Here is an 11,087-nt window from a genome sequence, read left to right on the forward strand (position 1 = left end):
CAACCCTGAGAGGGATTGACGCATAGTGCTCGACGTCAACTTCTTCGACGAGCTCCGGATCGGTCTGGCCACCGCTGACGACATCCGTCAGTGGAGCCACGGCGAGGTCAAGAAGCCCGAGACGATCAACTACCGCACGCTCAAGCCCGAAAAGGACGGACTCTTCTGCGAGAAGATCTTCGGTCCGACCCGGGACTGGGAGTGCTACTGCGGCAAGTACAAGCGCGTCCGCTTCAAGGGCATCATCTGTGAGCGCTGTGGCGTCGAGGTCACGCGCGCCAAGGTGCGCCGTGAGCGGATGGGCCACATCGAGCTGGCCGCTCCCGTCACCCACATCTGGTACTTCAAGGGCGTTCCGTCGCGGCTGGGCTACCTGCTCGACCTCGCCCCGAAGGACCTGGAGAAGGTCATTTACTTCGCGGCGTACATGATCACGTACGTCGACGAGGAGCGCCGCACCCGCGACCTGCCCTCGCTGGAGGCCCATGTCTCCGTCGAGCGTCAGCAGGTCGAGAACCGTCGCGACGCCGACCTGGAGGCCCGCGCCAAGAAGCTCGAGACCGACCTGGCCGAGCTGGAGGCCGAGGGCGCCAAGGCCGACGTGCGCCGCAAGGTGCGCGAAGGTGCCGAGCGGGAGATGAAGCAGCTGCGCGACCGTACGCAGCGCGAGATCGACCGTCTCGACGAGGTCTGGACCCGGTTCAAGAACCTCAAGGTCCAGGACCTGGAGGGCGACGAGCTCCTCTACCGCGAGCTGCGTGACCGCTTCGGCACGTACTTCGACGGTTCGATGGGTGCCGCGGCGCTGCAGAAGCGCCTGGAGTCCTTCGACCTGGACGAGGAGGCCGAGCGCCTCCGCGAGATCATCCGCACCGGCAAGGGCCAGAAGAAGACCCGTGCGCTGAAGCGGCTGAAGGTCGTCTCTGCCTTCCTGCAGACCTCCAACAGCCCCAAGGGCATGGTGCTCGACTGCGTGCCGGTCATCCCGCCGGACCTTCGCCCGATGGTGCAGCTGGACGGTGGCCGCTTCGCGACCTCCGACCTGAACGACCTGTACCGGCGTGTGATCAACCGGAACAACCGTCTGAAGCGGCTTCTCGACCTCGGCGCGCCCGAGATCATCGTGAACAACGAGAAGCGCATGCTCCAGGAGGCCGTCGACGCGCTGTTCGACAACGGCCGTCGTGGCCGTCCGGTCACCGGTCCCGGCAACCGCCCGCTGAAGTCCCTCAGCGACATGCTGAAGGGCAAGCAGGGTCGATTCCGTCAGAACCTGCTCGGCAAGCGTGTGGACTACTCCGCGCGTTCCGTGATCGTCGTCGGTCCGCAGCTGAAGCTGCACCAGTGCGGTCTGCCGAAGGCGATGGCGCTGGAGCTCTTCAAGCCGTTCGTGATGAAGCGGCTCGTGGACCTCAACCACGCGCAGAACATCAAGAGCGCCAAGCGCATGGTGGAGCGCGGCCGCACCGTCGTGTACGACGTCCTCGAAGAGGTCATCGCCGAGCACCCGGTGCTGCTGAACCGTGCTCCCACCCTGCACCGCCTCGGCATCCAGGCCTTCGAGCCGCAGCTGGTCGAGGGCAAGGCCATCCAGATCCACCCGCTCGTCTGCACCGCGTTCAACGCGGACTTCGACGGTGACCAGATGGCCGTCCACCTGCCGCTCTCCGCGGAGGCGCAGGCCGAGGCCCGCATCCTGATGCTGTCCTCGAACAACATCCTGAAGCCGGCTGACGGTCGTCCCGTCACCATGCCGACCCAGGACATGGTTCTCGGTCTGTTCTTCCTCACCACCGACGGCGAGCTCCGTGACACCAAGGGCGAGGGGCGTTCGTTCGCCTCCACGGCCGAGGCGATCATGGCGTTCGACGCCGGCGAGCTGGCGCTGCAGTCCGCGGTGGACATCCGCTTCCCGGTGGGCACCATCCCGCCGCGCGGCTGGACCCCGCCGGAGCGCGAGGAGGGCGAGCCGGAGTGGCAGCAGGGTGACAGCTTCCGTCTGAAGACCACGCTGGGCCGTGCCCTCTTCAACGAGCTGCTGCCCGAGGACTACCCGTTCGTCGACTACTCGGTGGGCAAGAAGCAGCTCTCCGAGATCGTCAACGACCTGGCCGAGCGCTACCCCAAGGTCATCGTGGCGGCGACGCTCGACAACCTGAAGGCGGCCGGCTTCTACTGGGCGACCCGTTCCGGTGTCACCGTGGCCATCTCCGACGTCGTCGTTCCCGAGGCGAAGAAGGAGATCGTCCGCGGGTACGAGGCGCAGGACGAGAAGGTCCAGAAGCAGTACGAGCGCGGTCTGATCACCAAGGAAGAGCGCACGCAGGAGCTCATCGCGATCTGGACCAAGGCGACCAACGAGGTCGCCGAGGCGATGAACGCGAACTTCCCGAAGACCAACCCCATCTTCATGATGGTCGACTCGGGTGCCCGCGGAAACATGATGCAGATGCGTCAGATCGCCGGTATGCGTGGTCTGGTGTCGAACGCCAAGAACGAGACCATCCCGCGTCCCATCAAGGCGTCCTTCCGCGAGGGCCTGTCCGTGCTGGAGTACTTCATCTCCACGCACGGTGCCCGTAAGGGTCTGGCGGACACCGCCCTGCGTACCGCCGACTCGGGTTACCTGACCCGTCGTCTGGTGGACGTCTCGCAGGACGTCATCATCCGCGAGGAGGACTGCGGCACCGAGCGCGGTCTGAAGCTGCGGATCGCCTCGAAGGACGAGGCCGGCATCCTGCGCAAGGCCGAGGACGTCGAGACCAGCGTCTACGCCCGCATGCTCGCCGAGGACGTCGTCATCGACGGCAAGGTGATCGCGCCGGCCAACGTGGACCTGGGCGACGTGCTCATCGACCAGCTCGTGCACCACGGTGTCGAGGAGGTCAAGACCCGCTCGATCCTGACCTGTGAGTCCAAGGTCGGCACGTGTGCCATGTGCTACGGCCGCTCCCTGGCCACCGGCAAGCTGGTCGACATCGGTGAGGCGGTCGGCATCATCGCCGCCCAGTCCATCGGTGAGCCCGGTACCCAGCTGACGATGCGTACCTTCCACACCGGTGGTGTGGCCGGTGACGACATCACGCAGGGTCTGCCGCGTGTCGTCGAGCTCTTCGAGGCCCGTACGCCCAAGGGTGTCGCGCCGATCTCCGAGGCGGCCGGTCGCGTCCGCATCGAGGAGACGGAGAAGACCAAGAAGATCGTCATCACGCCGGACGACGGCAGCGACGAGACGGCGTTCCCGATCTCGAAGCGCGCCCGTCTGCTGGTGAGCGAGGGCGAGCACGTCGAGGTGGGCCAGAAGCTCACCGTGGGTGCCACCAACCCGCACGACGTGCTGCGCATTCTGGGTCAGCGTGCCGTCCAGGTCCACCTGGTCGGCGAGGTCCAGAAGGTCTACAACTCGCAGGGTGTGTCGATCCACGACAAGCACATCGAGATCATCATCCGGCAGATGCTCCGCCGTGTGACGATCATCGAGTCCGGCGACGCCGAGCTGCTGCCCGGCGAGCTGGTCGAGCGCTCCAAGTTCGAGACCGAGAACCGTCGTGTGGTCCAGGAGGGCGGTCACCCGGCCTCCGGTCGTCCGCAGCTGATGGGTATCACCAAGGCCTCGCTGGCGACGGAATCCTGGCTGTCGGCCGCCTCCTTCCAGGAGACGACCCGAGTCCTGACGGACGCGGCGATCAACGCCAAGTCCGACAGCCTCATCGGCCTCAAGGAGAACGTCATCATCGGTAAGCTCATCCCGGCCGGTACGGGTCTGTCCCGCTACCGCAACATCCGGGTGGAGCCGACCGAGGAGGCCAAGGCCGCGATGTACTCGGCCGTCGGCTACGACGACATCGACTACTCGCCGTTCGGCACGGGCTCCGGCCAGGCCGTCCCGCTGGAGGACTACGACTACGGTCCGTACAACCAGTAGGCGAACGGTTGTGGTTGCTTGAGTTGAGGGGCGGTCACCTTCGGGTGGCCGCCCTTCGGCGTTCCGTCATCGGGGGCCCGGCGGCGTACGGGCGTGCGAGGGCACGGGCGTGCGGGGTGGGCGTACGTGTGTGCGATGTGGCAGAACCGGGACAGAACCGGTGCGGGGAACCGGTGCCGGGGGCTGTGCGTTGTCGCATCATGGAGGGACAACCAGTCCGGGGGAGTTTCTCGTGTCGAATCCGTCATGGCAGCCGATCCCGTGGCAGCAGGCGCAGGGCAGTGTCCCCTCCATGCTCGCCGCACATGCCGACCGTGAGCGTGCCGTCGATGTGCTGAAGGCGGGCTTCAGCGAGGGCCGCCTCCCGCAGGACGAGTACGAGAGGCGCGTCGAGAGGGCCTACCAGGCGCGCACGGTGGGGGAGCTGGCCGTCCTGGTCGCCGACCTGCCTCAGGGGCCCTCAGGGGCGCAGCCGAGCGGCATGGCGCCCACGCCGCCCATGGTCCCGAGAACCTTCATGCCGGCGCCCGCGCTGCCCCCGCCGACCAACGGCAAGGCCATCGGCGCGATGGTCTGCGGTGTGCTCACGACCATGTCGTTCGGGCTCACCGGCATTCCGGCGGTCGTCCTGGGCCACACCGCCCGCGCGGAGATCAAGCGCACAGGTGAGGGCGGTGAGGGCTTCGCCCTGGCCGGCGTCATCCTGGGCTGGCTCTCCGTGGCGGGCTGGGCGTTCTTCCTCCTGCTTTTCATGATCGCGGGAGTCTCGTCCAGCAGCGGGACCTGAGGCCCGGCGGGCGTTCGGCGGCGCGGATGCGTCCGTCCTTAAACCCCCGCCCGCCCATTTGTTTTGACCATAGCGAATGAGGTAGGTACGCTCAGACCTTGTGCCTGGGGTGTGCCCTGGCTCTCGTGCGTGCCTTCAACCGCACAGGGGGAGCCGTAAGCGGCCGCCGTACTCTGCGCCCTTTCTGCCTCGCGGCGGGAGTTCAGCAGTTTCGACACACCCGACCGCGTGGGTCGGCGAATGTTCCAGGTTAGCTTCACCATTCGGCACACAGAAACCGGAGAAGTAGTGCCTACGATCCAGCAGCTGGTCCGTAAGGGCCGGCAGGACAAGGTCGAGAAGAACAAGACGCCCGCACTCGAGGGTTCGCCCCAGCGTCGCGGCGTCTGCACGCGTGTGTTCACGACCACCCCGAAGAAGCCGAACTCGGCCCTGCGTAAGGTCGCGCGTGTGCGTCTGACCAGCGGGATCGAGGTCACCGCTTACATTCCGGGTGAGGGACACAACCTGCAGGAGCACTCCATCGTGCTCGTGCGCGGCGGCCGTGTGAAGGACCTGCCCGGTGTTCGCTACAAGATCATCCGCGGTTCGCTCGACACCCAGGGTGTCAAGAACCGCAAGCAGGCCCGCAGCCGCTACGGCGCCAAGAAGGAGAAGTAAGAATGCCTCGTAAGGGCCCCGCCCCGAAGCGCCCGGTCATCATCGACCCGGTCTACGGTTCTCCTCTGGTGACCTCCCTCATCAACAAGGTGCTGCTGAACGGCAAGCGCTCCACCGCCGAGCGCATCGTGTACGGCGCCATGGAGGGCCTGCGCGAGAAGACCAGCAACGACCCGGTCATCACGCTGAAGCGCGCGCTGGAGAACATCAAGCCGACCCTCGAGGTCAAGTCCCGCCGTGTCGGTGGTGCGACGTACCAGGTTCCGATCGAGGTCAAGCCCGGTCGTGCCAACACGCTCGCGCTGCGCTGGCTGGTCGGTTACTCCCGCGCCCGTCGCGAGAAGACCATGACCGAGCGTCTGCTCAACGAGCTTCTCGACGCGTCCAACGGCCTCGGTGCCGCTGTGAAGAAGCGCGAGGACACCCACAAGATGGCCGAGTCCAACAAGGCCTTCGCGCACTACCGCTGGTAGTCGCAACCCACATCGAGACCGAGAGAAGACCGAAGCCTTATGGCTACCACTTCACTTGACCTGGCCAGGGTCCGCAACATCGGGATCATGGCCCACATCGACGCGGGCAAGACGACCACCACCGAGCGGATCCTCTTCTACACCGGCGTCAGCTACAAGATCGGTGAGGTCCACGACGGCGCTGCCACCATGGACTGGATGGAGCAGGAGCAGGAGCGTGGCATCACGATCACCTCTGCTGCCACCACCTGTCACTGGCCGCTCGAGGACAACGACTACACGATCAACATCATCGACACCCCGGGTCACGTCGACTTCACGGTCGAGGTGGAGCGTTCGCTCCGCGTGCTCGACGGTGCCGTCACGGTGTTCGACGGTGTCGCCGGTGTCGAGCCGCAGTCCGAGACCGTGTGGCGTCAGGCCGACCGCTACGGCGTGCCGCGCATCTGCTTCGTGAACAAGCTGGACCGTACGGGCGCGGAGTTCCACCGCTGTGTGGACATGATCTCCAGCCGCCTGGGTGCCGTCCCGCTCGTCATGCAGCTGCCGATCGGCGCCGAGATGGACTTCAAGGGCGTTGTGGACCTGGTCCGCATGAAGGCGCTCGTGTGGTCCGCCGAGGCCGCCAAGGGCGAGATGTACGACGTCGTCGACATCCCGGCCACGCACACCGAGGCCGCCGAGGAGTACCGCGGCAAGCTGGTCGAGGCCGTCGCGGAGAACGACGACGAGATCATGGAGCTGTTCCTGGAGGGCCAGGAGCCCACCGAGGAGCAGCTGTACGCCGCGATCCGCCGCATCACCATCGCGTCCGGCAAGTCCGACGGCGTCACGGTCACCCCGGTGTTCTGTGGTACCGCGTTCAAGAACAAGGGCGTCCAGCCCCTGCTCGACGCGGTCGTGCGCTACCTCCCCACGCCGCTCGACGTCGAGGCCATCGAGGGCCACGCCGTGAACGACCCGGAGGAGGTCGTCAAGCGCAAGCCGTCCGACGACGAGCCGCTGTCCGCGCTGGCGTTCAAGATCATGAGCGACCCGCACCTCGGCAAGCTCACCTTCGTCCGGGTCTACTCGGGCCGCCTGGAGTCCGGCACCGCCGTGCTGAACTCCGTCAAGGGCAAGAAGGAGCGCATCGGCAAGATCTACCGTATGCACGCGAACAAGCGTGAGGAGATCGAGTCGGTGGGCGCCGGCGACATCATCGCCGTCATGGGTCTGAAGCAGACCACGACCGGTGAGACGCTGTGCGACGACAAGCAGCCGGTGATCCTGGAGTCCATGGACTTCCCGGCGCCGGTCATCCAGGTCGCCATCGAGCCCAAGTCCAAGGGTGACCAGGAGAAGCTGGGTGTCGCCATCCAGCGTCTCGCGGAGGAGGACCCCTCCTTCCAGGTCCACTCGGACGAGGAGACGGGCCAGACCATCATCGGTGGTATGGGCGAGCTGCACCTCGAGGTGCTGGTCGACCGTATGCGCCGTGAGTTCAAGGTCGAGGCCAACGTCGGCAAGCCGCAGGTCGCCTACCGCGAGACGATCCGCAAGGCCGTCGAGCGCGTCGACTACACGCACAAGAAGCAGACTGGTGGTACCGGCCAGTTCGCCAAGGTGCAGATCGCCATCGAGCCGATCGAGGGCGGCGACGCCTCGTACGAGTTCGTGAACAAGGTCACCGGTGGCCGCATCCCGAAGGAGTACATCCCTTCGGTGGACGCCGGTGCGCAGGAGGCCATGCAGTTCGGCATCCTCGCGGGCTACGAGATGACGGGCGTCCGCGTCACGCTCATCGACGGTGGCTACCACGAGGTCGACTCCTCCGAGCTCGCCTTCAAGATCGCCGGTTCGCAGGCCTTCAAGGAGGCCGCGCGCAAGGCCAGCCCCGTGCTGCTCGAGCCGATGATGGCCGTCGAGGTCACCACGCCCGAGGACTACATGGGTGAGGTCATCGGCGACATCAACTCCCGCCGTGGTCAGATCCAGGCCATGGAGGAGCGGGCCGGTGCCCGCGTCGTGAAGGGCCTCGTGCCCCTCTCGGAGATGTTCGGCTACGTCGGAGACCTCCGCAGCAAGACCTCGGGTCGCGCAAGCTACTCGATGCAGTTCGACTCCTACGCCGAGGTTCCGCGGAACGTCGCCGAGGAGATCATCGCGAAGGCCAAGGGCGAGTAACGCACAGCGTTGGACCACCGCGTTCAACGCACCGCGTACACACGCTTTAGGCTTGACTCCGGAGCCTCGTGGGGCAAACAGCCGCAAACACGGTTGTTTGCCCCGGGACCCGGACTTTCCAGCAAAGATCACCTGGCGCCGATGAAGCAAGGCGTTCAGAACCACTCCACAGGAGGACCCCAGTGGCGAAGGCGAAGTTCGAGCGGACTAAGCCGCACGTCAACATCGGCACCATCGGTCACATCGACCACGGTAAGACGACCCTCACGGCCGCCATTACCAAGGTGCTGCACGACGCGTTCCCGGACCTGAACGAGGCCTCGGCGTTCGACCAGATCGACAAGGCTCCCGAGGAGCGCCAGCGCGGTATCACCATCTCCATCGCGCACGTCGAGTACCAGACGGAGACCCGTCACTACGCCCACGTCGACTGCCCCGGTCACGCGGACTACATCAAGAACATGATCACGGGTGCGGCGCAGATGGACGGCGCCATCCTCGTCGTCGCCGCCACCGACGGCCCGATGCCGCAGACCAAGGAGCACGTGCTCCTGGCCCGCCAGGTCGGCGTTCCGTACATCGTCGTCGCCCTGAACAAGGCCGACATGGTGGACGACGAGGAGATCCTGGAGCTCGTCGAGCTCGAGGTCCGTGAGCTGCTCTCCGAGTACGAGTTCCCGGGCGACGACCTGCCGGTCGTCAAGGTCTCGGCGCTCAAGGCCCTTGAGGGTGACAAGGAGTGGGGCCAGTCCGTCCTCGACCTGATGAAGGCCGTCGACGAGAACATCCCGCAGCCCGAGCGTGACGTCGACAAGCCGTTCCTGATGCCGATCGAGGACGTCTTCACGATCACCGGTCGTGGCACCGTCGTCACCGGTCGTATCGAGCGTGGTGTCCTCAAGGTCAACGAGACCGTCGACATCGTCGGTATCAAGCAGGACAAGACCACCACCACGGTCACCGGCATCGAGATGTTCCGCAAGCTGCTCGACGAGGGCCAGGCCGGTGAGAACGTCGGTCTGCTCCTCCGTGGCATCAAGCGCGAGGACGTCGAGCGCGGCCAGGTCATCATCAAGCCCGGTTCGGTCACGCCGCACACCGAGTTCGAGGCCCAGGCCTACATCCTGTCCAAGGACGAGGGTGGCCGCCACACGCCGTTCTTCAACAACTACCGTCCGCAGTTCTACTTCCGTACGACGGACGTGACGGGCGTTGTGACCCTCCCCGAGGGCACCGAGATGGTGATGCCGGGTGACAACACCGAGATGAAGGTGGAGCTCATCCAGCCCATCGCCATGGAAGAGGGCCTGAAGTTCGCCATCCGTGAGGGTGGCCGGACCGTGGGCGCCGGCCAGGTCACCAAGATCAACAAGTAGTCTTGTCGGTCTGACCTGGTAGCTCCAGCACCAGCTGAGCTCCTGAAGGGGCCCGTACGACTTCGGTCGTACGGGCCCTTTCGCTTGCCCGGTGATCACTTGCCATATCGCTTGCCCCGTAACGCTTTCGGCCCGGCGGACCAAGTACGGGTGACAGCATGACCGAGGACGAGAGGTGCACACCTTGGCACCGCACACGAGAAGCAGGGGCGGTCCGCCGGGAGAGATGTACGACCCGGCCACGTTCGAGATCTTCTACCGCCGCCATGTCGACGCCGTCACGCGCTTCATGGCCCGGCGGGTCACCGATCCGCACACCGTCGCCGACCTCACCGCCGAGACCTTCCTCGCGGTGATCGACTCCGCCCGCGCCTACCGGCCCGACCTCGGCAGCGAGACGGCCTGGCTGTACGGCATCGCGCGCAACGTGGTGGCGGCGGAGGCGCGGCGCAGCGCGCGGCAGAGCGCGCTCGGCAGCAGGGAGGCCGGGCGGCGGCTGCTGGAGGCCGACGACATCGGCCGGCTGGAGGAGAAGCTCGACGCGGAGGGGGCCGGGCGCCGGGCGCTGGCCGCTCTGGAGGGGCTGCCCGACGGGGAGCGCGCGGTGATCGAGCTGGTCGCCGTCGACGAGTTGAGCGTCACCGAGGCGGCCACGGCGCTGGGGATACGTAAGGTCACGGCGCGTGTACGGCTGCACCGGGCGCGCAAGGCGCTGCGGTCGGCCGCGGCGGGCGGGGACGGCGGGCACGCGGCAGCACTCACGTACGCAGGGGGTAAGGCATGAGCGGGAAGACGACCGAGCCGACGAGGACCTTCGAGGACCGGCTGCTGGACGAGCTCCAGCGCGAGATCGCGTTGCGGGCCGAGGACCGCCCGGAGCCGGTGGCGCCGGTGATCCGGCGCAGGATCACCGCGCGCCGTGCGGTGGTCGCCCTCGCCGCGTGCGTCGCGGCGGCGGGGGTCGTGGTCGCGCTGCCGTCGTCGACCGGTGGGTCGCAGGCGTACGCGGTGGAGCGGAACGACGACGGCAGCGTCACGGTCAGCATGAAGGAGATCATCCTGAGCGGGGACGACAAGCGGGAGCTTACCGAGCGTCTGCGAGCCGAGGGTATCCATGTCAGCGTCGACAGGCCCAGCAGCGGATTCGTCTGCGCGCAGCCCCGCGGTGAGATGTACTCGCCGCGCTGGAGCTTCGAGGGGTCGGGCGACGTGATGGTGGAACACCCGTACGTCCTGCGTCCCGGCGACACCCTGGTCTTCGAGGACCCGGAGCCGGTCAAGGACTCGGTCAGCCCCGCCGGGAGCATGTACGCGGTGAAGGGGAAGGCGGAGCCCTGCCGGGAAGTCCCCTGGGACGGGTTGAGGAGTTTTGAGGAGTCCCTGGACTGAAGCAGGTCGAGGGGCCCGGACGCCGCCGACCGTGCGGGCCCCCGGCGGTTCTCCCTTCGAAACTATTCGGCGCGTTCGACCCGTTGTCCCCTCGCTTCACTCCCTCCACCATTTGTCATGTCGCTGAGCAAATGCAGCCTTCGGGATGACCGGTCAAGGGGTGTGGCATGTCCGCGGACGTCAGTCGGAGAATCGTGCTGGGGGCGGGTGCGGGGCTCGCCGTGTCGCCCGCTCTGTCGGGGCTGCCTTCTATCCAAATCTGACGCCACGGAACACAACCCGGGTGGACCCTGGTGCGCCCGTGAAGCGGA

Annotated in this window: 8 protein-coding genes; all 8 read left to right on the forward strand. The window is 66.6% G+C overall.

Annotation, left to right across the window (positions count from 1 at the left end; genetic code table 11):
• Window positions 1-25 precede the first annotated feature (25 nt).
• The 8 genes from P1P70_RS08790 (at window position 26) to P1P70_RS08825 (ending at window position 10,776) form a co-directional block, all read left to right on the forward strand.
• On the forward strand, window positions 26-3,925 hold the full coding sequence (locus tag P1P70_RS08790; protein WP_319235960.1) for a DNA-directed RNA polymerase subunit beta': 3,900 nt from the start codon (window positions 26-28) through the stop codon (window positions 3,923-3,925).
• Window positions 3,926-4,217: 292 nt separating this feature from the next.
• Entirely contained in the window at window positions 4,218-4,712 is a 495-nt protein-coding gene (locus P1P70_RS08795) for a DUF1707 and DUF4190 domain-containing protein (protein ID WP_319235962.1), read from the forward strand.
• A 288-nt stretch (window positions 4,713-5,000) separates the two neighbouring features.
• Entirely contained in the window at window positions 5,001-5,372 is a 372-nt protein-coding gene (gene rpsL / locus P1P70_RS08800; RefSeq protein ID WP_003948652.1) for a 30S ribosomal protein S12, read from the forward strand.
• Window positions 5,373-5,374: 2 nt separating this feature from the next.
• On the forward strand, window positions 5,375-5,845 hold the full coding sequence (gene rpsG, locus P1P70_RS08805; protein ID WP_005481264.1) for a 30S ribosomal protein S7: 471 nt from the start codon (window positions 5,375-5,377) through the stop codon (window positions 5,843-5,845).
• A 39-nt stretch (window positions 5,846-5,884) separates the two neighbouring features.
• On the forward strand, window positions 5,885-8,011 hold the full coding sequence (fusA, locus tag P1P70_RS08810; RefSeq protein WP_318810798.1) for an elongation factor G: 2,127 nt from the start codon (window positions 5,885-5,887) through the stop codon (window positions 8,009-8,011).
• A 182-nt stretch (window positions 8,012-8,193) separates the two neighbouring features.
• Entirely contained in the window at window positions 8,194-9,387 is a 1,194-nt protein-coding gene (tuf, locus tag P1P70_RS08815) for an elongation factor Tu (RefSeq protein WP_033528329.1), read from the forward strand.
• A gap of 226 nt (window positions 9,388-9,613) precedes the next feature.
• Complete coding sequence (locus tag P1P70_RS08820) at window positions 9,614-10,171, forward strand: RNA polymerase sigma factor (RefSeq protein ID WP_319235964.1); 558 nt, start codon at window positions 9,614-9,616, stop codon at window positions 10,169-10,171.
• Window positions 10,168-10,776: a hypothetical protein gene (locus tag P1P70_RS08825; RefSeq protein ID WP_319235961.1), complete on the forward strand. Its 609-nt coding sequence runs from the start codon at window positions 10,168-10,170 to the stop codon at window positions 10,774-10,776. The genes P1P70_RS08820 and P1P70_RS08825 overlap by 4 nt, the downstream gene beginning before the upstream one ends.
• Window positions 10,777-11,087 lie beyond the last annotated feature (311 nt).

Source organism: Streptomyces sp. MB09-02B, from assembly GCF_033794485.1.
GTDB lineage: Bacteria > Actinomycetota > Actinomycetes > Streptomycetales > Streptomycetaceae > Streptomyces.